This is a genomic window from Pseudoalteromonas sp. 2CM39R, assembly GCF_023161845.1.
On the sequence record NZ_JALNTM010000014.1, the window covers coordinates 24,492 to 49,875 of the forward strand.

The 25,384-nt window shown below is 39.7% G+C and carries 23 protein-coding genes; 11 read left to right on the forward strand and 12 right to left on the reverse strand.

All coding sequences use genetic code 11. From position 1 onward, the window contains the following. Both MTF66_RS26165 and MTF66_RS26170 read left to right on the forward strand, forming a co-directional pair. Positions 1-948: a LysR family transcriptional regulator gene (locus tag MTF66_RS26165; RefSeq protein WP_248529057.1), complete on the forward strand. Its 948-nt coding sequence runs from the start codon at positions 1-3 to the stop codon at positions 946-948. A gap of 109 nt (positions 949-1,057) precedes the next feature. Then, the gene (locus tag MTF66_RS26170; RefSeq protein ID WP_055012570.1) at positions 1,058-1,504 is read left to right on the forward strand and encodes a hypothetical protein; all 447 of its coding nucleotides are present in this window, start codon (positions 1,058-1,060) and stop codon (positions 1,502-1,504) included. 12 nt (positions 1,505-1,516) lie between these two features. Here the strand turns inward: MTF66_RS26170 and icd are convergent, their stop codons facing one another. The 5 genes from icd to MTF66_RS26195 form a co-directional block, all read right to left on the reverse strand. Then, on the reverse strand, positions 1,517-2,767 hold the full coding sequence (gene icd, locus MTF66_RS26175; RefSeq protein WP_248529060.1) for an NADP-dependent isocitrate dehydrogenase: 1,251 nt from the start codon (positions 2,765-2,767) through the stop codon (positions 1,517-1,519). Positions 2,768-2,862: 95 nt separating this feature from the next. Further along, positions 2,863-5,559 carry a 7TM diverse intracellular signaling domain-containing protein gene (locus tag MTF66_RS26180; RefSeq protein WP_248529062.1) on the reverse strand — a complete coding sequence of 899 codons (2,697 nt, stop codon included), beginning with the start codon at positions 5,557-5,559 and terminating at the stop codon, positions 2,863-2,865. A gap of 28 nt (positions 5,560-5,587) precedes the next feature. Beyond that, positions 5,588-7,858 carry a TonB-dependent receptor gene (locus MTF66_RS26185; protein WP_248529064.1) on the reverse strand — a complete coding sequence of 757 codons (2,271 nt, stop codon included), beginning with the start codon at positions 7,856-7,858 and terminating at the stop codon, positions 5,588-5,590. Positions 7,859-7,945: 87 nt separating this feature from the next. Beyond that, the gene (locus MTF66_RS26190) at positions 7,946-10,195 is read right to left on the reverse strand and encodes an NAD(P)-binding protein (protein WP_248529066.1); all 2,250 of its coding nucleotides are present in this window, start codon (positions 10,193-10,195) and stop codon (positions 7,946-7,948) included. Between the two features lie 20 nt (positions 10,196-10,215). Then, positions 10,216-11,157: an acetoacetate decarboxylase family protein gene (locus tag MTF66_RS26195; RefSeq protein WP_248529068.1), complete on the reverse strand. Its 942-nt coding sequence runs from the start codon at positions 11,155-11,157 to the stop codon at positions 10,216-10,218. A gap of 412 nt (positions 11,158-11,569) precedes the next feature. Between MTF66_RS26195 and MTF66_RS26200 the strand changes: the two genes are divergently transcribed. Both MTF66_RS26200 and MTF66_RS26205 read left to right on the forward strand, forming a co-directional pair. Next, on the forward strand, positions 11,570-11,737 hold the full coding sequence (locus MTF66_RS26200; protein WP_007375427.1) for a hypothetical protein: 168 nt from the start codon (positions 11,570-11,572) through the stop codon (positions 11,735-11,737). Between the two features lie 122 nt (positions 11,738-11,859). Then, positions 11,860-12,693 carry a transporter substrate-binding domain-containing protein gene (locus MTF66_RS26205; protein WP_248529070.1) on the forward strand — a complete coding sequence of 278 codons (834 nt, stop codon included), beginning with the start codon at positions 11,860-11,862 and terminating at the stop codon, positions 12,691-12,693. Between the two features lie 44 nt (positions 12,694-12,737). Here MTF66_RS26205 and MTF66_RS26210 read toward each other — a convergent pair whose 3' ends face one another. The 5 genes from MTF66_RS26210 to MTF66_RS26230 all read right to left on the reverse strand — a co-directional run bounded on the left by MTF66_RS26210 (position 12,738) and on the right by MTF66_RS26230 (position 16,332). Further along, positions 12,738-13,319 (reverse strand): YceI family protein, encoded by a 582-nt coding sequence (locus MTF66_RS26210; RefSeq protein ID WP_138605989.1) that lies wholly within the window; start codon positions 13,317-13,319, stop codon positions 12,738-12,740. A gap of 1 nt (position 13,320) precedes the next feature. Next, positions 13,321-13,872 carry a cytochrome b gene (locus MTF66_RS26215; protein ID WP_010390221.1) on the reverse strand — a complete coding sequence of 184 codons (552 nt, stop codon included), beginning with the start codon at positions 13,870-13,872 and terminating at the stop codon, positions 13,321-13,323. A gap of 146 nt (positions 13,873-14,018) precedes the next feature. Then, the gene (locus MTF66_RS26220) at positions 14,019-14,858 is read right to left on the reverse strand and encodes a ScpA family protein (protein ID WP_138605988.1); all 840 of its coding nucleotides are present in this window, start codon (positions 14,856-14,858) and stop codon (positions 14,019-14,021) included. Positions 14,859-14,860: 2 nt separating this feature from the next. Beyond that, the gene (locus MTF66_RS26225) at positions 14,861-15,481 is read right to left on the reverse strand and encodes an L-threonylcarbamoyladenylate synthase (protein WP_008113642.1); all 621 of its coding nucleotides are present in this window, start codon (positions 15,479-15,481) and stop codon (positions 14,861-14,863) included. After that, a complete protein-coding gene (locus MTF66_RS26230; protein WP_248529072.1) occupies positions 15,478-16,332 on the reverse strand; it encodes a PHP domain-containing protein in 855 nt (284 codons plus the stop codon). Before MTF66_RS26230 ends, MTF66_RS26225 begins: the two co-directional genes overlap by 4 nt. Positions 16,333-16,776: 444 nt before the next feature. Between MTF66_RS26230 and MTF66_RS26235 the strand changes: the two genes are divergently transcribed. Genes MTF66_RS26235 through trpA form a run of 6 tightly spaced genes read left to right on the forward strand, consistent with a single transcriptional unit; the run spans position 16,777 to position 23,364 of the window. Next, entirely contained in the window at positions 16,777-18,345 is a 1,569-nt protein-coding gene (locus tag MTF66_RS26235) for an anthranilate synthase component 1 (RefSeq protein ID WP_248529075.1), read from the forward strand. A 1-nt stretch (position 18,346) separates the two neighbouring features. Then, positions 18,347-18,949 (forward strand): aminodeoxychorismate/anthranilate synthase component II, encoded by a 603-nt coding sequence (locus tag MTF66_RS26240; protein ID WP_138605984.1) that lies wholly within the window; start codon positions 18,347-18,349, stop codon positions 18,947-18,949. A 10-nt stretch (positions 18,950-18,959) separates the two neighbouring features. After that, on the forward strand, positions 18,960-19,997 hold the full coding sequence (gene trpD / locus MTF66_RS26245) for an anthranilate phosphoribosyltransferase (RefSeq protein ID WP_138569737.1): 1,038 nt from the start codon (positions 18,960-18,962) through the stop codon (positions 19,995-19,997). Continuing rightward, positions 19,990-21,354: a bifunctional indole-3-glycerol-phosphate synthase TrpC/phosphoribosylanthranilate isomerase TrpF gene (trpCF, locus tag MTF66_RS26250; RefSeq protein WP_248529077.1), complete on the forward strand. Its 1,365-nt coding sequence runs from the start codon at positions 19,990-19,992 to the stop codon at positions 21,352-21,354. Before trpD ends, trpCF begins: the two co-directional genes overlap by 8 nt. Before the next feature lie 7 nt (positions 21,355-21,361). Then, a complete protein-coding gene (gene trpB, locus MTF66_RS26255) occupies positions 21,362-22,546 on the forward strand; it encodes a tryptophan synthase subunit beta (protein ID WP_138569739.1) in 1,185 nt (394 codons plus the stop codon). Next, a complete protein-coding gene (gene trpA / locus MTF66_RS26260; protein ID WP_198523266.1) occupies positions 22,543-23,364 on the forward strand; it encodes a tryptophan synthase subunit alpha in 822 nt (273 codons plus the stop codon). Before trpB ends, trpA begins: the two co-directional genes overlap by 4 nt. A 65-nt stretch (positions 23,365-23,429) precedes the next feature. On the opposite strand, the gene MTF66_RS26265 is transcribed toward trpA, so the two are convergent. Next, a complete protein-coding gene (locus MTF66_RS26265; protein ID WP_109874551.1) occupies positions 23,430-24,008 on the reverse strand; it encodes a type 1 glutamine amidotransferase domain-containing protein in 579 nt (192 codons plus the stop codon). A 222-nt stretch (positions 24,009-24,230) separates the two neighbouring features. Continuing rightward, on the reverse strand, positions 24,231-24,500 hold the full coding sequence (locus MTF66_RS26270; RefSeq protein ID WP_010390237.1) for an HU family DNA-binding protein: 270 nt from the start codon (positions 24,498-24,500) through the stop codon (positions 24,231-24,233). A 231-nt stretch (positions 24,501-24,731) separates the two neighbouring features. Between MTF66_RS26270 and MTF66_RS26275 the strand changes: the two genes are divergently transcribed. After that, the gene (locus MTF66_RS26275; protein ID WP_138605975.1) at positions 24,732-25,373 is read left to right on the forward strand and encodes a CPBP family intramembrane glutamic endopeptidase; all 642 of its coding nucleotides are present in this window, start codon (positions 24,732-24,734) and stop codon (positions 25,371-25,373) included. The last annotated feature ends 11 nt before the right edge of the window (positions 25,374-25,384 follow it).

The following is a 25,384-nucleotide window of genomic DNA, read 5'->3' on the forward strand; positions in this document are numbered from 1 at the left end:
ATGAATATAAGAAATGTCGACCTCAATTTACTCGTCTATTTAAATGTATTAATAGATGAAAAAAGCGTATCAAAAGCAGCTAATAAGCTTGCTTTAACTCAACCGGCGATGAGTAATGCGTTAAAACGTTTAAGAGATTTATTTGATGATCCTTTGCTGGTACGAGCTGCGGGCTCTATGACTCCCACAGCCAAAGCACTGTCACTCAAACCTGAAATTGAAGCGCTGCTTAAAATGGCAGAGGAGATCACTCAGCCAAGTGAGCATTTTAACCCAGCAACTGCACAGGTTACATTTCGTATCATGGCAAACGATTATTTAGAATCGACTCTAATTGCCCCCTTTATTTGCGAGCAACTAGCTAAAAACCCGGGCATTGACTTTGATGTGCTCAGTCCCAGTGATGTAAATTTACAAGATATGGAAAAAGGCACTATCGATTTGGCAATAAATCGTTTTAATGGTCTGCCGCGCTCTTTTCATCAAGCGACTGTATGGCGAGATAATTATTGTTGTTTAACCCACCCAAAAAATGATTTTTTAACGCATGCTAACTTAAATCAATACCTACAAAGCGAACATATATGGGTTAACCGCGCAGGCTGGGGGCCAGAGCCCGCAGTGACCAATAAGTCAGGAAAACAAAAATTAGGCTGGGTAGATGAAGCTTTGTGGCAATTAGAACAAACCCGTAAAATACGCGTATTTACTCGCCATTACATGATTGCCAGCTTACTGTGTCAATCTGAGCAACTCATAGCTACGCTACCCCGTCGTCAAGCAAAGCTATTAACCAGTCATACTAATTTAGTGGTTAGCCCAGTACCATTTCAAGTCGTCCCTATAGAAGTAAAAATGATTTGGAGCCCGTTATTACACCACACACCAGCGCATCAATGGCTTAGACGTGAGTTATTAGCGTTCGCAAATACAGTGGTTGATAGGTAATACATTAAAATATTGATTAAATCAATATCAATTATTGAAAACAACAATTTCATTAATATTATACTTAGCGCTACAGTGAAGTTAAGCCAACAAACTAAGAGTAATAATTATGCAAACATCAGCAAGCTTCACACAACAAGACGGGTTATTCATTGATGCAAATTTACATCACTTCATTGAACAACAATTATGCCCAAATACGCCGCTTGAGACGGGTCACGTTTACCAGTCACTTGCCACATTAGTTGATGAATTCGGCTGTAAATGTCGTAAAAATAAACATCAAGAAAACGATACTCTTGACGTAAACACTTTATTAAGTGCCTATCAACGTAAAAGCCACCCTCATTGCCATGTTGATGCACAAACAACCGAAGCTGTATTAGATGAATACTGCTGTCAAGTACCTGCCATTATTGTAGTTGCGTTAATGGACACGCTCAGTGGCACTGTATGTGACGAGCCAAGTGCACATGAGCTTTATCACAGAGCAGCAGAGCTAACAGAGCGTCCATGTGTTCATCGTCAAGCAGCCACTAACGCTTCAGCAGCTTAACAATGCAGTCGTTTAAAAGTGCTCGATAACCTTACTAGCAAATTGTTTGCAGCTTAAGGTTGTCGAGTTATGATTTGAATGAGCCAAATCAAAAGTTACCTGCCCACTGGCAAATGTAGTTTCTAAGGCGTTTTCGATTAAACATGCCGCTTCAACCCATCCCATATACTTAAGCATTAACACTGCACTTAATATGCTACTGCTCGGGTTTGCCTTATCTTGACCTGCTATTCGCTCGAACGTGCCATGTGTCGGCTCAAAAAAAGCCACCTCAGTATTTAAATTGGCGGCAGGCATAATCCCTACCCCCCCAACCTGTGCACTGAGCATATCGGCTAAAAAGTCACCATTTTGATTTGTAGTAGCCACCACATCAAATTGCGCAGGATCCATCAAGCATTGCTGCAACATATTATCGGCAATCACTTCTTTAATAATCAAGGGGGGTAAATTGGTTCGTTGTATTTCAAGCCAACGCCCATTTTCATGTTCTTTGGCATTATATTCTTGTTTTGCAAGCGCAAAGCCCCAGCGTTTAAACGCCCCATCGGTAAATTTAAGAACATTACCTTTGTGCACTAACGTAAGTGACTCTCTCTCATTTTTAAGGGAATAATTAATGGCAAAGCGTATTAATCGCTCTGACCCTTCTTTAGATATATTTTTAATCCCTATACCACACTCTTGAGCGAAACGAAGACGGGTTACGCCCATTTCTTCACACAAAAAATCGAGCACTTTTTCACTTTCAACACTCCCCGCCTGCCATTCAATTCCTGAATATACGTCTTCACTGCTATCGCGCAACACAGTAATATTAGTGGTAAAAGGGTTTTTTAATGGCGTGGGTAAAGCACTAAAGCCTTTTATAGTGCGCATATTAACAAATAAATCCATTTCATGGCGAAGCGCAACATTAAGAGAGCGAAAGCCACCGCCTAAAGGTGTGGTTAGCGGCCCTTTTATAGCAATTTTGCATTCACGTACTGCATTAATGGTTTCTTGAGGGAACCAGTCGCCATCATAAAGCTGGGCCGCTTGTTCACCATTATACACCTGCATCCAATGTATCTTACGTTCCTTGCCATAACAATGTTCTATGGCAGCATCCACTACTTGACGCATTACTGGCATCACATCTAAGCCAACCCCATCACCGTCAATATAGGCAATAATAGGTTGTTCGGGTATATGCCACTGTCCTTGATCATCAATGTGAATATTGTCGCCATTGTCTGGCACCTTAATATGTTGATACTGCATACGTCCTCCTACAAGAGAATATATTTAAGCATGCATAACCCTACTTGTCTTCATAACAAAGCGTATAGCGGTTATTCAACGATAAAATGTAAAATTTAAGGTGCTTTTTTAACGGTTAAAATAACGTCAATCGCATTAAGTAGAACCTCAACTTGTTGTATGTCGAAAGCGTCAGGTGAAGACTTTAAGTTTGTTTCAAAATCAACAGCCTGTTTATACAACGCTTTGCATTCAAACATTCCAGCCGTTCCTTTGATCATATGCACGCTGCGTGCAAAACCCGTTATATCACCCTGCTTAAATTGAGACACTAACGTGTCTTTTTGTTTATTTAACCCTTTAATATATTCCTGCTTGAGTAGTGCAAACTCCTCATCGGGTAGCTTAATGTTCTCGCATATATCAATATCAAGATAACTTGCAATTTTACTACTAAAACAGCTTCTATCTATAGGTTTGGCAATATGATCAGTAAAACCTTGTTTTAAATAGCGATCAATTTCATGCTTCATCGTGTTAGCAGTGAGCGCCACAATGGGTGTTGTTACCCCTGTTGCTTGTATAATCTTAATTGCTTGCTCACCATCCATAATTGGCATTTGAATATCTAATAAAATTAAGTCGAAGCTTTCATCCATCGCTGCTTGCGCTGCATCTCGACCATTTTCAACAGCGACAACGGTTAACCCCATCCGCTCTAAAATTCGCTTAATAAGCTGACGATTTTCTGGATGGTCTTCAGCCACAAGTACTCTACCCACTAAATTTCGCTGACTATTATTTGAAAATAGTTCTTTAGTTTGTGGCTTACGTATATCGTCGAATGTGTTAACCCATTGCGTATGTTCGGTTGTATTTAACTCCATAGTAAAGCAAAACTCACTACCCCTACCTACCACAGAAAATACAGTAATATCGCCATTTAGTTTATTTGCTAAGCTTTTTGATATATTTAAGCCAAGTCCAGTACCACCGTATTTACGAGAAATGGACGAGTCAGCTTGGTGAAAGGGAGTAAACAAGTCTTTTTGCTCACTTTCAGTCATTCCAATGCCCGTGTCTTCAACTTTAATTATTAGTTGCTTTTGATTGCAACTCACCGTCAGCATTATGTAACCCTGGGTAGTAAATTTAAGTGCATTGGTTGCTAAATTTAATAATATTTGCCTAAGTCGAGTTGGATCTGAGACTATCCAATCTGGTAATGGAAATTGATAATCAACTTTGAATTTTAAGCCTTTATCGCGGATTTGCTTTCCTAGTAATGATTCAATTTCAGCAATAGTGGCAAACAAATCCGTTTCAACTAATTCTATCTCTAAACGGTTAGCCTCAATTTTCGACATATCCAAAATATCGTTAATTAGCCCAAGTACATGACGACTGTTTTGCAAAATCACCCTGATCCCATGATTTCTTTCATGAGGCTGTATATCACCTAAAATTATCCCATCAGCATAACCAATAATGGATGTCATTGGGGTGCGGATCTCATGGCTCATGTTAGCTAAAAATCGACTTTTAGCTTCACTTGCATCACGAAGCTCTTCCGCCAATTGTTGTAACTCTTGGGTACGCAGTTCGACCTTGTGTTCCAAATTTTTAGTCAGTTCAACATTCTGATGATGCAAAATACTGAATTTATTTGCGACAGCAAAAGCAAGTAATACTGCATCGAGCGCTGTGCCAATAAGTCCAAGTAAATAGAGATCCATTTTTATTGGCTCAATAAGTCCTAGATTAGTTAAATTGCCAACCATATTAGGAATGGCCATAGCCAAATAGGCGAGAACAAAATAGCGAGCTGGTTTAAAGCCACTGATCCAGCTTCGTATACCAACAACCATACCTAGAGATAAAGTTGCCCCTGTTACTAAAGTGGCCCAAATAAAGCCAAAACCAGGCCAAACCATTGCAAAAGGTGCGCCTGCGGTGGCAACAATGCCTAAGTAGATTGATAATCGAGATAACTTAGGAGACGTGTCTTTTAATTTAAGTAAGCTGTTAAAAAATAAAATATTTGTGATGGGAATTAAAGTAAAACCTAACCAATGAAAATGGGCATTGTAAAAACCAAAAATTTGATCCGGTATATGAAAAAACTGACTCCAAGCCAACACCCAGCATGCTGTGAACATGGCGTAGTACAAATGGGTTTTATCTCTATCACCCAAGTAAATAAGAAAATTGTATAAACCTAACGCAATACCAACCCCAAAGCACAGCAACATAATCATGTTGTCTGAGGTTTTTCTTACAAAAAAATCGTCATAAGATGAAAGCACTAATTTTGGTGGAGTATAAAAATATTCACTTTGAAATTTTGCAATTAATACGTAAGAACGATTTGGCGTCAGCTTAACTTTATTCCCATAGTGAAATGCAAACTCATTTGGGTAACCCCCCCCAGTGACATACTGCTTTATTGGTTCACCAAAATTCGATATATCATAAATCCGGGTTTCGATTTTTGAAAGTAACGTGTTATACGGATAGAGCACCAGTTCATCTAAATCTGTTTTATTTTCAAGTGCTATGACAAACCAAAAACTACCACCAAAAAACGATGTTCTTGATTGTGGTTGTTTATCTTCAAGCCACATTTCTATTTCACTGTGGTTACGGGGAAAAGTACCACTCGTTACCTGAAATACATGACCCTGACCGAGCAAATCAGTATCTTGTTGTTTTAAAGTATAAACAATAGGAGCGAGTGTATCTGCCGGCGCTAAATTGCTAAAGCACAAAAATATACAATATAAAAATAGCTTTAGAACTGCCTTCATTGGCATACTTCGCACCTTAATTTAAAGACTAAAATTAAAACTGATAACTAACATCTAAACCAAAACGCCTGCCTTCACCTTTAAAGTCTTCAAGCATGCCAAGGAAAGAGCTTAAATCAAATTTTAAGTGGCTATATTGCGTACCAAATAGGTTTTTTCCCCAAATAGCAATCGCCCAGTTATCATGTTGATACTGTATGTTTGCGTTAAAAATACTATAGCCATCTTGCATAGCATAAGGGTTTTGATTCTGATCAAAATAATAGTCGGATTGATAATCAACTAATAATTGCGTTGTTAGTGGGTGATTCGCCAACTCAAGCGTGTATTCAATGCCTGCACTGAGGTTCCATTTTGAGGTAAACGGCAAGCGATTATCTGATAATGCGTTACCTAAAGGATCAACATATTCTTCAAACTCTGCATGGGGTATATAACCCATAGCAAACTTAACATTCAAATCACCGGTCAGCCAATACTCAAAATCAGCCTCTAGGCCATATATAGTCGAATCTGCCACATTTTCTAATAATTGAATAGGCGGGCTCTGATCAGATACTGAAGGCTGATTCATAAACACCTGTTGGTCATTATAATCATAATAAAATGCAGCCCAATTAAATCGCATGCCCAACTGTGGCCACCAAGACTTTGAGCCAATTTCATGTGAATTTAATCGTTCTTTTTGATAATCAGCAAGATGTGCTTGTTCAACCGATGATAAAAACCCACCGTTATAGCCTCCGCTTTTTGCGCCATTAGCAAATCGATAATAAGCATAGGTTGCATCATCCAGCTTAACGTTCACAGCCAACTGACCAGAAATGCCATTATCTGATTGCTCTCCCTGAACACGATAAAATGGCACCTTAACTCCGGTTAAATCGTTAGGGTCTAAAATAATATTAAGCTGGGATGTTGAGTCGTAATCTAAAGACTCATAAGAATAACGAAGCCCAGCGGTAATTAGCCAATCTTGGTTTAATTGATAGTCAAGTTGGGTAAACGCTGCAATGCTCTTTGTTTTTATCCTATTATCATAGAAAAAAGTAGCGGTTAAATCTGTCTCTAAAATGCCTCGATAATCTCGCAAAATATCATTTACATTGTCTTGAATAATAGACTCATCAGCATAATAAATTCCCGTCGTAAGAAAATGCTCTGCGAGCTGAGATTGCAACCGAAACTCTTGCGTTACTAAATCAGTATTTAAACCTAAATTGCCTTCACATAACCGTGCTGGAGAGCCATCACAGTTAAAGGCATGATCACGCTTTAACTTGTTATAGCTAGTTAGTGAAATAAGCTCATTGTGTGTATCCAATTGCCAATTAACATGGGCACTAACCCCCTTACCATCGGTTTTATGTGGCGAATGATTATTAACGCTTACTGTATAAAAATCATCACTGCCATCATTAAATCCAAAGTTATCAAAACAGTTGGTTGAACCTGCTTGTGCTGGCGAGCATCGCTCTCCTGTTAATGGGTTTGCAATAACCCCAATACTGCCAACAGGCTGAACTATGCCATCCCAATCGGAAATATGCCCTTTTATCAAAAACTGCACAGTGTCAAAGTCAGCTAAAAAAGATACTCGACCATTTGTTTGCCGCATGCCCGCTGTTGGTGAATCAGCAAAAATATTGTTTGTAGAATAATCATAATTTTGATGGTTTAGCGCAACACGAACGGCTGTGTTTTCTCCAATAGCTGAATTAAACATAGCATCAACACTGGTTGCATTATTATTAGCAACACCTGTACTTAAATAACCACTTTGTTCAAACTCAGGGCGTTTAGAGCGGATTAAAATAGCCCCACCAGTGGAATTACGACCAAATAAAGTTCCTTGAGGGCCGCGCAAAATGTCAATCTGCTCAATATCAAACAAGTTAACAATTTGGTTACTGGCAGAGCCCACTGCTATTTCATCAACATACATAGCCACCGGCGATGTATTAGCTGTATTGTAATCAACTAATCCAACACCACGAATATTAACCGCTGGCGGTGTACCTTCCGCCGCGTTTTGGCTAATTTTTAAATTAGGGGCAAATACAGATAACTCTGTTGAGTCTTTAACCTGTTGCGCTTTGAGATCATCCCCTGTTACTGTGCTAACAGAAATGCCGACTTCTTCAATTTTTTGCGCTCTTTTTTGCGCATAAACCTCAATGATTTCCATATTAGGCTGATCATCACTTTTACCCTCTACAACAACTTTCGCCTGCAGTGGTAGTAAAAAACCTGGTAAGCATACCAACCATATATTTTTATTCAGAAGCTTGCCTTTATTTTTCATTTCAAGTGACCTTTGCGCTAAATAAATGTAAACAACATGTTTAACTATATACTAATCAACCGATTAAAGCTGTGCTGGAAGAGTATTTTAATTTTTGATAACTGCAAATGCATTTTCGCCACTGATGTGTTGTGGGTAACCCACCATTGCTCTGGCTGTTTGCATACCCGCCATAACAGCCGCTTCAACACAACCGGCATTAACACCCGTTTTAATCCAGTCACCGGTAATAAAAAGGTTTGTAAATTTTGTTTCATCTGTCGCCAGTCGATACTTACTTGAACCAGCAACTGACAAAACATAACGCTCACTTGGGTCAACGTTTACTCGCCAGTATTGAGCATTTAATCTTTCATCCCCGGATGACGATATTTCATATAATACAGACCAATCAAACTCATTATTTTGATATGCAAGCGGCCATAAGGACTGCATGTTTTTTTTTAGTATTGCTTCTAAGTTTACTTTTACTTGCGATTTAACCTGTAGAGGAAATTGATGTTCACTTTTTGGTGGATAGTGCTCACAAGGGAAAACACTGCAAAAATAAGCAATGTTTTTAGGAGGACAATCAGTAGGCCATTGCTCTTTGTCGACTAAATTCATCATTGCCGCCCACGTATCAAATGGTTCGCTAAAGCCACTTAGAATTGGGCCTTCTTTACTCTTTGGAATATATTGCCAGCCTAATTGCTCGTCTGTTTTATTAAGCCATAGTTGGGCAGCTTGGGTTGCCACCGTTTTGACTTGCTTTGCTTGTGCTGCAAACCTAGTATCCCACGCTAATAATGAAGGGCATACGTGCTCAAGTGACGCCACAGATACACCCAGCACAATTCTGTCAAAATCTTCTTTGTAGTTTAATTTTTTTATTGGCAGTGGCTGCCCAAAATGGTTTTCGTATTGAGACGGCCAGTCTGACCAAAAAGATTCTAAATTAATATCATGCTTCTTTAATAGTGCGGCTTGTTCACTATTAATTTGCGCATAAAGTGGTTCACTTGGCCAACAAGGTAGTTTTTTAACATTAACCAGTGGTTGATACTCTGCGTCTGCGAGCAAAGAAACTTGTTGCTGAAGCTCAATGCTCTCGACAAAACTCTCTCCTTGCTCACTTAGGCTGGGAGTCAGGTTTTGCAATTGATGAAAATACTCAAACTTAACCCCTCTTTTTTTTAGTAATTCGTACAAGGGAGCAAAGATGACATCGCCCATCCCCGCTTGCATTTTCCACATGACCCCTCCGCGGTAACACAGCGCGATGCGTAACATAGCCAGTGATGCGACACCAGCCTCAACATTGGGCTTACTTAGGTCACCCTCAGGGTATGCAAACACCAAATCATAAAACCCTCGTATGGGCGCCGAATTAGCACTGTATTGCTCGTTTGCCCCACTTCTTATAAGCCATTGCCTAAAATCAAATTTATTTATAACATCAAACCCATCTCGATATACTTTGTCTTTTACCAAACCAACTAGCATTGCAATAGCAAGGTCTGCGCAAATATATAATCGTCTAAGCTGCGCATTATTGTCTAACAACTCAATCATTTCGCTATTAAGCCAGCGCTTTAGTTTTCTAACTATATACCAAATAACAAGGCCATCTTTTTTCTCATGTACTTGGGGGTTTAATGTATTGTCGGCGTGTGCAAACTTATTTAACGTATTAATTAGTAAGCTTGGAGTAGAAGCAACTTCACTCGAATATTGTTTTATATCATCAGCAAATTGTTGCCAAGCATCTTCGGTATCATCAACCAAATCTGTTATTTGTTGGTGCAAATGCCGTAATAAAGATTGATCTCGTGATTTTTTTGTACTTAGTTGTATATTTTTGTTGGCTTTTTTTGCTGCTGACTGTAAATCAAATATCCACTTTTTTAGCCAAGCTAGGGTCATTTTAATAAAATCCCATGGCGTTATATCTAAACTTCCATCAGCAGGATTCCCTGCAAGTAATGGGAAATCAATTGGCCATGTTTGCCATTGGTCATCAATATATTCTTCTAAGGCTATAAAGCTATGCGGTTTTAATGCTTGCTGCCATGTAGATAAAGGTGAATCGGCTGGCCGTTGTAATTTAGTGTAAACCGTTTCTATTGTTTTAAAGCTATTTACATAAGCACCAAACCAAACATGTAAGCCATGCTCTTCAATACGCTGCCCGCTAGCCGCATTTCGACCACTTGCTCCTTTACCACCCAAACGCCAGCCTTGTTGGTATACTGTGATAGTTCGATGCTGTTGCCAGTCAGGTTGCTCAGTTAAATACAGTGCAGCAGTCATAGCCGATACACCGCCACCAATTATCACGATTTTTTCTTGGTTCATGGTAAATCCTTCTAAGCAATTTAAATTTTAGTTGCGGCTAACTGGTCGAAATCCATTTGCACATAAAAAGGTAAGTGCAGCGCTTGACTACCTAACTTTAGACCAAACATATCGGCAAGTGGGAAACTGTCTAATTTATTGAGGTGTAAAGTAAACTCTGGCTTTAAAAATTTAAAATGGTGTATTTTTTTAATCTCAGAGGGTGAGTGCATTACGCTTTGGTATACCGCTGAATCACCGCTGCCATCAGGAAATTGTTTTAACAATATTTGATCCATTTGTGGATTAACAAAGCCACTCAATAGCTGCTTTAATAATGAAAAATCAATACCTAAATGTTTGCGAGAAAACAAATTTGCTACTTGCTCGCCAAAGTCATCAATAATAGATAAGAAATCGCTATCTTGGTGTTTAGAGTTCATAGTAATTGAAAATAACTCATGCATTTGTAGCTTAGATTCAGGAGAAAAATATTCGAAGCACTCTAAAGATATTGAAAAATTCGATAGCTCAGATACACAGCTGGGCATGGTGTAGTCACACAAATACTTATTATAGCCCCATGTTTCGCGACCATTAATAAGTGCATAAATGTTGTTAACGCAGATAAACGCTGGATACCAATATAAATAGGTTATATCTTCATCCTCAACCTCAACCTTAGCGACAGGCAACCAAATGATAATATCTGTTTCTTGCATCCAACCATGCTGATCAAATGGCGAGGTCATCGAGGCTATTTTTTCAATATCTGTAAATGTAATAAGTGCAAACTCGCCAAGTATTTTAAAATAAATATTACCCTCCTCCCCTATGTTTAACGTTGAATCAATATACTTTTGTGCTTTATTAGATTCTATTTCAGCAAAAAACCCATACATATTTGCATTGTGCATACGACAAGGCGGCTTTGCTATTGGATTAGATAAAAAATGTTGATATGGCGCAGGTAGTGAGCTCATTTGACCCCCTCAGTTAAAAACTGAGTATAGTCAGATATATCCGGGTCTGTTGATCTTTACGAATTAATATTTATGGCTATATGTGAATTTCACTCAATTCAAAGTATTTTAATAAATTGCTTGCAAAGAAAAATATTGTGTCGTAATATTGCTACTTGGCTATAAAAAGCCCTAGCGGTTAACCTCTTTACCCTGATCCAGTAAGCCCCGTAAAACGTATATTCAAAAGCTAAGTTATTGTACGGCGAGAACCCCTATTAATACCTTGATGATTTATTTTAATATCATCGTAAAAGTGTCATAAAGATCGTCAACACTGTAATGAAGCTAAACACAATTAGATTATTTATCATCTGTAATGTGCTTTAAGAAAAAGCCCAGAATAAATAACAAAAATAAAGTGAGTTTTATTATGTCATACAAATATAACGGATCTATGATCCAAATAGCACATCCAGTGCAATCAATCTCGGTTAACAAACATCGTGTAATCTTCAGCGATACACAAGGTTTGAAAAATGCATTGTTTCAAAAAGCAAGTGATGCACGTCAATTTGTAAAATGGCTGAAAGCCAGTTAATTATTATTTATAAGTGTTTAACTTATAAATAAATTAAAATGCCAGCTTTATGCTGGCATTTTACTTTTTGGTGTATTACTGACTACACTTAAATCCATGTTTATTTATTTGTTGTAGTGAAAATGCGGTTTTCGTGGATAATACTGTTCGTCTGTGTATTTTTAAGCACAAAGTGTGATGCCAGAACAATAAAATGGATAACGCATGACTTTGCGCCCTATTATATTTTGAGCGGTCCGGATAAATCTCAGGGCCGTGATGAAAGTATTATTTCGCTATTAGAGCAACAACTTCCGCATATTAACTTTGAACGTATCATTATTCCCTCTGGTAAAGTTATTGAGGAACTCGCTAACCTGCAATCAAATGCATGCGCATTATCACTTTATAAAAACAAATATCGAGAAGAACGTGTTTATTTCACGCATCAAAGCTCTACAGCTGGTCTTTCTCCATCTATTGCCATGCATCAAAAGCTGAGCATTTCGCTAGGTATTGAAAGCAGTAAATCAGTGTCGTTAACTAATTTATTAGTAAATAAAAAGCTCACCTTGGGTGTATCGATGAATCGCTCATACGGCAGTGAAATTGATAAGGTAATTAATACCACACCTAATACAAATATTGTCATTAGACCTACTCGCGATACCCTCAGTACATTAACCTATATGCTTAACTTAGAGCGAATTGATATTTTATTAGGCTACCCCAGTGAGCATTATTATTTAGCAAAAACGATGGGGTTTAGTGACAATTTAACGCAGCGCATGCTGACTGAGGCACCAAAAATTAGTTACGGTTACATTGGCTGTACTAAAAACGAGCAAGGCGCAGAAGATATTGCCACACTCAATCAGCAACTCAAACTAATTAAGCAAACTGAAGACTATAAACAAGTATTAACTCGGTGGTTACCAAGTCACTTAAAATCAAAATTAGAAGCGCATTTACAATAAAAAAGCTAAGCGTGATAACGCTTAGCTTTAACTATAAAACGGTATTATTGACGAATACCTTCAATAAATAAACCAATATCAACGTGTGTTGACGCTGGGCCTAAATCGTAATCAATACCGTAATCGGCTAGTTTTAAGCTGGTTTCACCTTCAAAACCAACACGGTAACCACCCCATGGATCTTTACCTTCACCAATCTTATCAATTTCAAAACTAATTGTTTTAGTAATACCATGAAGGGTAAACTCACCGGTTACTGTGGCTTCTTCACCGTCTTGATCAAACTTAATTGCTGTACTTTTAAAGCTAGCCTGTGGGTATTTGCTTACATTTAAAAAGTCACCACCGCGTAAGTGTTTATCTCGTTCAGCATGGTTTGAATCTAGGCTTGTTGTGTCGATATTTACACTAATTTGAGATGCGTTTGGATTTTTAGCGTCGTAGTTAAACTGCCCATCAAAGGTGTTAAAACGCCCGTGCAACCAGCTGTAACCTAAATGTTTAATTTTAAAATTAACAAAGGCATGTGCTCCTTTGGTATCAATAACATAGTCTGCAGCACTAGCATGGGTAGCTGTCATAAACATCGCTGCTGATAACGCTGAAGTTAATAGTAACTTTTTCATTTTAAGCTTCCTTTTGTAATTTGATCATTCTAATTAATGTTTTATCTTTATCTATAAAGTGGTGTTTTAACGCACCTAAAATATGCAGCACCACAAACCCGATCAATAAGCATGCGCTGTAATAATGGATCTGCCCTGCTATATCTGCCTGAGAATCAAAGGTAAAGTCGATGGCTTTAACATAAAACAAGCCAAACACTTCGATTGGTCGCCCATCAGCAGTAGAAATTAAATACCCAGACACCATAATAATCACTAAAAACAGATACATTAAAATGTGTGCGGTTTGGGCCAGCTGATTTAATTGAGTGTTGGTCCCAATAGGGCTAGGTTTTACATTAAATCGACGCCATAACAGTCTAAAAACAAATACAGCCGCTAAACTCAGCCCTATGCTTTTATGCAAATCTAATGAGCCTTTATACCAGCTATCATAGTAAGTTAGCTCAACCATGTATAAGCCTAAACCAAACAAACCAAAGACAGTCAACGCCATTAACCAGTGTAAAAATATAGCCATCAGGCCATAACCGGTTTTTGAGTTTTTAAACATTGCTTATCGCCAATCTCTAATCTAGTAATAACACTACGATATAATGGATGAGTGGCGATTAAAATAGCATATGCAAACACTTATCGTGCGTATACGCACAGTAAAGTCTATTAATTTAGTATAATTGCAAAAAACTTTATGGGAGGTTAACTTTCGGCAGGCTCATTAAGAGATACATATATTTGGCTATCAGACTCAACTTGTAAGCAAGCAATTAAACCCTCTTTTATCAGTTCTAACATGGCGATAAAACTAACAACAACTCCACTGCGGCCCTCTTCAAAGGTAAACAGTTGGGTAAACGCAACGGGTGCTTTTGCTTGGGATAGTGTGTGTAAAATTAAACTCATACGTTCACGAGTTGACAGGGTTTCTGCACTAATTAAATGATGCTCAAATGTTTTAGCACGCGCCATTACGTCACTTAGCGCTAACAATAGATCTTTGATTGCCAGTTCTGGTAAGGGTTGGTTTTTTTCTTCTAACTCTGGGAAAGTTGCATTGGCGATAAATATATCGCGACCAACGCGGGGCAAAGAATCGATATTTTCGGCCGCTTTTTTAAATTGTTCGTACTCTTGTAGACGTTTTATAAGTTCGGCGCGTGGATCTTCCTCTTCTTCTAATTCCTCATGCACTGGCAGTAATAGCCGCGACTTAATCTGCGCCAGCAATGCTGCCATTACGAGATATTCGCCGGCGAGTTCTAACTGAAACTCACTCATCATTTCTACATATTTTACATACTGCTCAGTAATGCTAAATATAGATAATTCGAGAACATCTAACTTGTGCTTTTTAATTAAATAAAGCAACAGATCTAACGGGCCTTCAAAGGTTTCTAAAATAACTTCAAGCGCATCAGGCGGAATATATAAATCTTCAGGCTTTTCAACAACGGCTTTCCCATGCAAAAATGCCAGTGGCAGCTTTTGTTGCACTGGCATATCTGTAGGTATTAACGAAACCGTGTCAGGCTGTTTCATTGCTATTCAAATGGAGCCGTATCGCCGCAGCCTACACGTAAAATTTGAATATCGTCCTCTGATAAATCAATTACCGTGGTTGCTTGCTCTGTGAGGTATCCGCCATGAATAATTAAATCGACATGCTTATCTAGACGCTCCAAAATGTCATCGGGGTCCGCTTGCGTGTATTCATCACCCGGTAAAATAAGTGAGCATGACATTAATGGCTCACCCAATTCCGCAAGTAACGCACAAGCAATTGGGTGTTCAATAACACGAATGCCTATGGTTTTTTTCTTATCGTTTAATAAGCGTTTAGGTACTTCTTTTGTGCCTTTAAAAATAAACGTATAAGGCCCTGGGGTATTATTTTTGATCAGCCTAAACATTTGGTTATCTACGCGAGCATAAGTAGAAAGCTCAGATAAATCGCGGCACACTAAAGTAAAATTATGGTGTTTTTCAATACCACGAATACGCTCTATGCGCTCTTTTGCTTGTTTGTTACCTAAATTACAGCCAATCGCATATCCCGAATCTGTTGGGTACACAACTACGCCGCCCTGTTTAATAATATCAACAGCTTGAGAAATTAGTCTAGGCTGTGGGTTATCCGGATGTATATGAAATAATTGACTCATAATGCAACTCCTTCGTGCTTTTCCCATGTTTGCCAAACCCCTTGGCAATCTTTAGGTAAGTATAAATTTTTTCCAAGTTCTAAATAACTAGTCGGAAAATGAAAATCAGAGCCTTGAGAGCAAAGCAGGTCGTATTCTTGACTCAACAAGCCTAAAAACTGACGCTCACTCGGGGCCTGTTGCGGTTGGGCAACTTCCATTGCATCACCGCCCACTGATTTAAACTCTACGAGTAGTTTACGCAACCACTTATTCGACATTTTGTAGCTACTTGGGTGCGCCAAAACAGCCACCCCACCGGCGGAATGAATCGCTGAAATTGCCGTTTGCATATCACACCAGTTACTCGGTACGTAACCAGTTTTTCCTCGCCCTAAGTACTTTTTAAATACCCCAGGAAAGTTTTTAGCCACACCTCGCTCAATTAAAGCTCTGGCAAAGTGAGCGCGAGTAATTTGCGCATTTTCAGCCAGATCGCGGGCTTGTTGATAAATACCCTCAAAGCCATTTTTTGTTAATCTATGGCCTATTTCAATTGCACGGGTTTCGCGCTTTTGCTGTTGCTCGCTAAGTAATGTATGCAAAGTGCGATCATTGGTATCAATGTTAAGCCCAACAATATGTATTTCAAAACTCTCCCATTTGGTTGATATTTCAACCCCATTAATCAGTTTAAGCGGCAAGTTTTCACGTTTGATAAAAGCCTGCGCAGGCTCAATTGCGGCCACAGTATCGTGATCGGTAATGGCAAATACATCAATTTTTTTATCGACTGCTCGCGCTAATAGTTCCTCAACCGTTAAGTGTCCGTCTGAGTGTGTTGTATGGCTATGTAAGTCGTATTTTATCAAATGAAAACTACTTTAATTAATGGTTTAATGGTGTTTCACACAGTATAACAAGTTTTTTAACGAAATTGTTTTAAATAAACACTTGACACAAAAGCAGTTGATACGTTTTACTGTAGCCACTTTTAGACATTAAAGAATAAGTAACAATGAAAAATACAATTCAAAACATCATCTGGTGGTGGCACTCTTAAAACAAAGGGTGATGAATTGTCGTGTCTAAACAAAAAATTCTAACCCGCTACCATGCGGGTTTTTTTATCACTAAATTTTGCAATACAAGATTAACAGGAATTAAAAACATGAATAACGTAAACACTCTTACACATCATTGGTGGTGGCGCCTGGCATAGCGGGACGGTAATGGTCTATCTATAATTTAGACATCGTTATTCAAACCCCGCACTGCTTAGCATTGCGGGGTTTTATTTTTTTAGGGGATGAGGTTTGATTTTTAGTCATATAACAACAACACCAGGTGAAGTGACCAGCATAACGCAAGTAAGAGACTACATAAGTAGCCCACTTGCCTTGTATGCGGCACTTGATAAACCTAACTCACTATTGCTTGAATCTGCAGAGATAGATTCAAAAGATAGCGTAAAAAGCTTAATACTGGTTGATTGTGCATTACGTATTGTTTGCCAAGGCAACCAAGTGAGCATCAGTGCACAATCAAACAACGGCCAACAACTACTTAACTATTTGCAAGCTAATGTACAAAACTGCGCTTCACAGTTAACCGATACCACACTCACACTTGAGTATCACCCAGCCGATGACACCATTGACCAAGCTAGCAAACTGATTGCAGATAACGCTTTTAGTGCACTACGCACTTGTTTAAATAGTATTAAAAGCACCACTGACAATCCGTTCTCAGTGTTTTTAGGCGGCGTATTTGCCTACGACATGGTGGCTAACTTTGAACAACTAACCGATGTGCCTGACGGTGAAAACACCTGCCCAGACTACGTATTTTATTTAGCAGAAACACTGGTTGTTATTGATCATCAAAAACAAACAACCGAGTTAATTGGCAATGTGTTTAATGGCCCAGATGTTCACGCAAACTGTTTTGAAGTGGGCAAACAATTAGAACGCCTAAATACATTGTGCGACCACGCCGCAGATTTTAGTGCCCCAAGCCAAACAGGTGACTGCCCTGTAAATGTTGATATTAGTGATGAGCAATATTGCCAACAAGTGATTAAACTTAAGCAACACATAGTTGATGGCGATATTTTTCAAGTGGTGCCCTCTCGTACTTTCTCATTGCCGTGCCCTGACTCATTACATGCTTATAGCCAGCTTAAAAAGCAAAACCCAAGCCCGTACATGTTTTACATGCGTGATGAAGGTTTCTCATTATTTGGCGCATCCCCTGAGTCTGCGCTTAAGTATGAGGTTAAGTCTCAACAAGTTGAGGTTTATCCGATTGCAGGTACTCGTCCACGGGGTAAGTTTGCAAATGGACAAATTAATCCCGATTTGGATAGCCGTATTGAACTTGAGCTCAGAAACGATCAAAAAGAACGTGCCGAGCACTTAATGCTGGTTGATTTAGCACGTAACGACGTTGCACGCATTAGCGTGCCTGGTACCCGCCATGCCAAAGAGCTATTAAAAGTAGACCGTTATTCACAAGTAATGCATTTAGTATCACGCGTAGTTGGAAAATTAAAACCCGAATTAGATGCTCTGCATGCTTATCAAGCCTGTATGAATATGGGTACCTTAGTGGGTGCCCCCAAAGTGCGTGCGGCAGAATTAGTGCGCAAAACTGAAGGCAAACGTCGCGGTAGCTATGGTGGCGCGGTTGGTTATTTAACTGGTGACGGTGCCATGGACAGCTGTATTGTTATTCGTGCCGCCTTTGTTAAAAATAATATTGCTTATGTGCAAGCCGGTGCTGGGGTTGTATTTGATTCAGATCCAATGTCAGAGGCAAACGAAACGCGCGCTAAAGCCCAAGCGGTGATCACCGCAATTAAATCGACATATAAGGCAGTATAAAATGAGTGAAGCACACCCTATTAAAATTTACTTTTTAGATAACTTTGACTCATTTAGCTACAACCTTGTTGATGAGCTAACAATGCTTGGTGCTGAGTTAGTAGTTTACCGAAACAACATTAGCGCAGAGATCATATTCGAAAAAATGCAGGCAGAGCGTGGACAAGTACTGCTGGTATTATCGCCAGGCCCTGGTGCGCCTAGCGATGCAGGCTGCCTTATGGAGTTAATTAACCTGTGTAAGGGCCAATTTCCAATGCTAGGTATTTGTTTAGGCCAACAAGCGCTAACACAAAGCTATGGCGGAGTAATCGGTCACGCTGGTGAAACCGTACATGGTAAGTCATCAATTATAAATTTAAATGATCACCCTGTATTTTACGGTATGGGTAGCACTATGCCAGTGGCACGTTATCACTCTTTAATGGCAACAAAAGTACCTGATAACTTAGCCGTTATTGCCAAATACCAAGATATACCAATGGCTATTTATCATCATCAAGACAATGCACTGGGTTATCAATTCCACCCAGAGTCAATTTTAACGCCCAATGGCGCAATGCTACTGCAGCAAAGCGTTGCTTATTTAACACGTGCCAAATAAAAGGAACATTATGACTAATCAATTACACAGCCCGCTTAATGTTCAACACGCCATTGAGCACATTATCACAAAGCAGTCACTTAGTTACGTGCAAGCAAAATCGCTATTTGATCAAATTATGCAAGGCAATATGAGCGACATTGAACTCTCTGCGTTACTTATTGGTCTTAAAATGAAAGGTGAAGTAAGCGATGAGATTGCCGGTGCTGCCGCTTCAATGCGTGAAAATGCAGTTGCATTTACCACTAATAAAACGCAACTTGCTGATAGTTGCGGTACCGGTGGCGATGGTTCAAACACTATAAATATTAGTACCACCGCCGCGATTGTGGCGGCCGCGGCAGGTATTAATATGGTAAAACATGGCAATCGAAGCGTGTCGAGTAATTCTGGGTCTGCTGACTTGCTCAAAGCACTGGGGATCAATATCGATATGACCCCAGAGGTCGCTGCTCGTTGTTTAGAGAGCACAAATTTTACCTTTTTATTTGCACCGCACTATCACAGTGGGGTGCGCCATGCGATGAACGTGCGTACCAGTTTAAAAACCCGAACCATTTTTAATATTCTTGGGCCACTGGCTAATCCAGCAGCTCCTGAGGTGCAATTACTCGGCGTGTACGATGAGTCTTTATGTCTGCCAATGGCACAAACGCTTAATACTCTAGGCACTAAACGCGCTATGATAGTGCACGGCTCTGGTACTGACGAAATTGCCTTACATGGTCCAACACAGGTTGTAGAGCTTAATAATGGTAAAATTACTCAGTACACACTCAGTCCAAGTGATTTTGACCTTGCAAACTATTCACTTGAACAATTAGCCGGTGAAGGCCCACAATACAATGCAAACGCCAGCCTTGCTATTTTACAAGGTAAAGGCACTGAGGCACACAACGCCGCAATTGTTGTTAATGTGGCCGCATTGCTGTACTTAACCGGCCAAGCAGAGTCGTTAAAACAAGGTGCACAAATAACACACTCTTTATTACGTTCAGGCAAGGCCATGGACACATTAAATGCAATTATTGAGGTAAGTCATGGCTAATGTATTAGACAAAATTATTGCTGATAAAAAAATAGAACTAATCGAGCGTAAGGCTGCACGCCCACTAGATAGCTTTATACATCAAGCCAAACCGACTGAGCGTAGTTTTTACAAAGCACTGGCAGCATCTGGTACGCAGTTTATTTTAGAATGCAAAAAAGCGTCGCCCTCTAAGGGGTTGATTCGTCAGCCATTTGATTTAACAGAAATCACTCAAGCGTATAAGCAGTATGCCACTTGTATGAGTGTGTTAACTGATGAAAAGTACTTTCAAGGCAGCTTTGATTACCTTGAATTTGTACGTAGCCAAGTTGAACAGCCGCTTATTTGTAAAGACTTTTTTATTGATGAGTACCAAGTTTATATGGCACGTATTTATGGCGGCGACGCTATTTTACTTATGCTATCTGTGCTTGACGATCAGCAATACAAAACACTGCATGCAGTGGCCGACTCATTAAATATGTCAGTATTAACTGAAGTAAGTAACGAAGAAGAAGTTCACCGTGCGCTGGTACTAAATGCACAAATAATTGGGATTAATAATCGAGATTTGCGTGATTTAAGCACCGACTTAGCCACCACAGAACGACTACGTAAACTTATTCCTGAAAATAAAGTGGTTATTTCTGAGTCAGGTATTTACACCCATCAAGATGTAAAACGCTTAGCCCCTTTATGTAATGGCTTTTTAATTGGCAGCTCATTAATGGCTGAAGCTGATCTAATACAAGCATGTCGTCGCGTTATATTAGGCGAGAACAAAGTGTGCGGCTTAACCCGCAATCAAGATGCTATTGCAGCCTATAGCAATGGCGCAGTGTATGGCGGGTTGATTTTTTACCCTAAATCCCCCCGCTTTGTTGATTTAGATTGTGCTAAAGAAATCAGTCAAAGTGCGCCTTTAAAATTTGTTGGCGTATTTGTTAATGCTGCGATACCTGATGTGGCTGAACACGCTAAACAACTTAAATTATCAGCCGTTCAATTACATGGCCAAGAAGATGAACAATACATTGCGTCATTACGTAGTGAATTACCACGTAATTGCCAAATTTGGAAAGCACAGGCAATAAAAAATGTTTTACCACAACCCGTAGCAGGCGCAGATCGCCATTTATACGATACCCACAGTGATTCACACGCGGGTGGCACAGGTAAAACATTTGATTGGTTGGTACTGCGTGATGCCACGACCCCCTTTATGCTTGCTGGCGGCTTAAACCCAGACAATATTAGCGATGCCCTCTATCACGGAGCTTTAGGACTTGATTTAAATTCAGGTGTAGAACAGTCTCCTGGTAAAAAGTGCGTAAAAAAATTAAATCATGCTTTTTCAAGCATCAGAAACTATTGAGGTTAAAATGCAAAATCCAGCTTATTTTGGCGAGTTTGGCGGAATGTTTGTCCCCGAGTTACTCGTACCTGCGCTAAAGCAGTTAGAAAGCGAATTTAACAAAGCGCAAAAAGATCCTGATTTTCAAGCTGAATTTACACAGCTTTTAAACGAGTATGCAGGTCGCCCTACGCCACTTACGTTAACTCGCAACTTAGTTAAAAACCCTAAAGTTAAGCTTTACTTAAAGCGTGAAGATTTACTTCACGGCGGTGCACACAAAACTAATCAGGTGTTGGGTCAAGCATTACTGACTAAACGCATGGGTAAAAAAGAAGTTATAGCAGAGACCGGTGCTGGCCAACACGGTGTAGCCACCGCACTTGCGTGTGCATTACTTGGCTTAAAATGTCGTATTTACATGGGTGCAAAAGACGTTGAACGCCAACAGCCGAATGTATTCAGAATGAAACTTATGGGCGCTGAAGTTATTCCGGTTACAGCAGGTTCGGGCACATTAAAAGATGCAGTTAACGAAGCTCTGCGTGATTGGTCAGCAAACTATCAAGAGGCACATTACTTACTGGGTACGGCTGCGGGCCCTCATCCTTTTCCAACAATTGTACGTGAGTATCAAAAAATTATTGGCGAGGAAGCTAAACAGCAAATTCTTAAAGCGGAAGGTCGACTACCAGATGCGGTTTTAGCTTGTGTAGGTGGTGGCTCCAATGCCATTGGTATGTTTACTGATTTTATTGACGAGCCGGGTGTTAAATTAATTGGTGTAGAACCAGCAGGTAAAGGCCTTGATACCCACGAGCACGGCGCAACAATCTGCAAAGGCACTAAAGGTATTTTACACGGCACTTATACCTACATTATGCAAAATGACGATGGCCAAATTGAAGAGTCTTACTCTGTATCGGCGGGATTAGATTACCCTGCTGTAGGGCCACAACATGCATTTTTACACGAGACTGGTCGAGCTCAATATGTAGGCATTAGCGATACCGAAGCTCTTGATGCGTTTCAAGCACTGGCAAAACACGAAGGTATTATTCCGGCACTAGAATCAAGTCATGCCATTGCATATGCACTTAAATATGCGGAAGAGTTGCAAGAAGAAAGCATTTTAGTGGTTAATTTAAGTGGCCGTGGCGATAAAGATTTAGCCCACGTACACAAGGTATTATCAGAGGAAGGTCAATTATGAGCCAAGTAAAAACTGACCGTTACGGACAAATGTTTGCAGCACTAAAAGAGCAAAACCAAGGCGCATTTGTACCATTTGTTACTATTGGCGATCCGGGTAAAGCGCAAAGCATCGAAATTATTAAAAGCCTAATTGATGGCGGCGCAGATGGACTAGAGCTAGGTATTCCGTTTTCAGACCCGATTGCCGACGGCCCTGTTATTCAAAAGGCCAATATTCGTGCTTTAGATGAGCACATTAATACACAAGATTGTTTTGATATTATTAAAGAAATACGCCAGTACAATGCCGACATCCCTATTGGTTTATTATTGTATTCAAACTTAATCTTTAAACGTGGCTTAGAAAAGTTTTACACTGATGCAAAAGCAGTAGGCGTTGACTCTATTTTAGTGGCTGATGTGCCATTACACGAGTCTAAAATGTTTAGAAAAGCCGCCATGGCAAACGGTATTGATCCAATATTTATCGCTACGCCGAACGCCAGTGACGATACGTTGCGTGAGTGCGCATCGTACGGTCGCGGTTACACTTACTTACTGTCTCGTGCAGGGGTAACAGGCACCGATACTAAAGCACAAATGCCTGCAACACACGTGGTTTCGCGCTTACAAGAGTACCACAGTGCGCCTGCGTTATTAGGCTTTGGTATTTCAACACCTGATGATGTAAAAGCCGCGCTTAAAGCCGGTGCTGCGGGTGCTATTTCAGGTTCTGCAGTAGTAAAAATCATTGAAGCAAACCTAAATGATTTAAATGCAATGACCACACAATTAAAAACATTTGTAAGTGAGATGAAAGCCGCAACAGCGCTTTAATCAACGGCGTTTTTAATCACTAAAAAAGGGCATGTAACATGCCCTTTTTTATTTAAACTGCAAACTTAATGCGCTTGATGCTTACCCTCAAGAATCTCTTCTATAAACTTAGCATTAAACGCGTCTAAATCTGCAGGACTGCGACTAGTCACTAAGCCTTGATCAACACACACCTCTTGGTCGACCCAGTTAGCACCGGCATTAATTAAATCACTTTTAATACTCGGATATGAGGTGACCTTTTTGTCTCTGAGCTTGTTAATCTCTGCGAGTAACCACGGCGCATGGCAAATAGCGGCAACAGGTTTGTTTCTCTTTGCTCCAAAAAAACCATCTACAAATGCCTTAGCATCCGAGTCTTGGCGTAAGCTATCAGGATTAAACAAGCCACCAGGCAGTAAAAGCGCATCGTAATCACCGGCATTTGCATTGGCTGCTAATTTATCAACAGCAACTTTTTCACCCCACTTGTCTTCATCCCATGCGGTGATCTGCCCTTCTTTAATAGAAACAACATCAATATCGGCGCCCGCCTCAAGTAATGCAGCCTGTGGCGAGAGTAACTCGCTTTGCTCAAATCCATCGGTGGCTAAAATGGCAATTTTTTTACCTTTTAAACGATTACTGTTATGTAAGTTACTCATTAAATACTCCTTATTTCATTCAATACATAACCGTATTTGCATATCACATACCAAACATAACACGCTGAATATAATAAGATTTTATAAAAGGTAATAAACAAGTAATGTAAATTATTTACAATGATTGCAGATACTACAGGCAAAGGTAATAATGCAAAGAGCCTGTAAGCTACGTAGTAGCTTTTGGGGGAAAAGCGAACTTACAGGCACTAAAGTTATACATTAAAGGCGCTCTTTTAACGCTTTTGCTGGTTTAAATACGGCTTTATTAGCCCCTTGTATTTCAATCGCTGCACCAGTTTGTGGATTACGACCAGTACGCGCTGGGTAGTAACTAAGTGCAAAAGTACCAAAGCCTGAAATTTGTACCTGATCGCCTTCAGACAGCGACTTTGTAATCACTTTTTGTAAGCTGGTTAACGCAGCTTGTGCGTCTTTTTTTGTTAATTCACTCGCATCCGCAATAGCTGCAACCAATTCTGCTTTATTCATTTTTTGCTCCTAAATACACGCCTAGGCTTAAACCTATTAACGTGGCAATACAATGATGTAAAAATAAAAGCAGGCAGGCTAAGGGTTGCAAGGGGGTAAGTCAACCTTAACCGGAAGCCAAGTGCCTTAGTAAGACTCATTGGGTTTAAATATAATCAGCTTGACTGTTTTATAGTCATAAAGATGACTTAATCGTTTGCTAAGGTGAAATAAAAATCACCGTGAGCAAACGTGAACGCTAATCAATACCGCTGGTTTGAATTTACCTTTATCTTTATCATTCTGCCTTTAATTGGCTTTAATATTCGCCAATATTTATCTAACTGGCTTATTCCAGCACTGATCATCCTCATGAGTGTGTGCTGTATGTTGTTATTAAACGACAGCCACTTTAAACGTTTTAGATTAACTAGCTTGGGGCAGTTTTCTGCTGTGAAGCGCCGCATGTTTAGTTTTTTCTTTATTGGCGCATTATTTTCGGGGGTATTTTACAACTTACTTTACCAAGGACACTGGTTTACTTTACCTCGTGAAAATCTCACCGACTGGCTAATGCTATTAATGCTCTACCCTTTATTGTCGGTGATCCCACAAGAATTAATATTTAGAACCTACTTTTTTCATCGTTATAAGCGCATTATGCCCAGTAAATGGCTACGCATTATTATAAGTGCGAGTGTATTTGCACTGGCACATATTGTTTACGCTAATTGGGTTGCAGTAAGTTTAGCATTTATAGGCGGATTACTATTTGCATATACCTACGCACAAAGCCGCTCAACCTTTGCCTGTGTTCTTGAGCACAGCTTATGGGGCATATGGATGTTTACCCTAGGGATGGGTGACTATTTAGACTCTGGTGCACTGAATTAACAAGCAGCAAT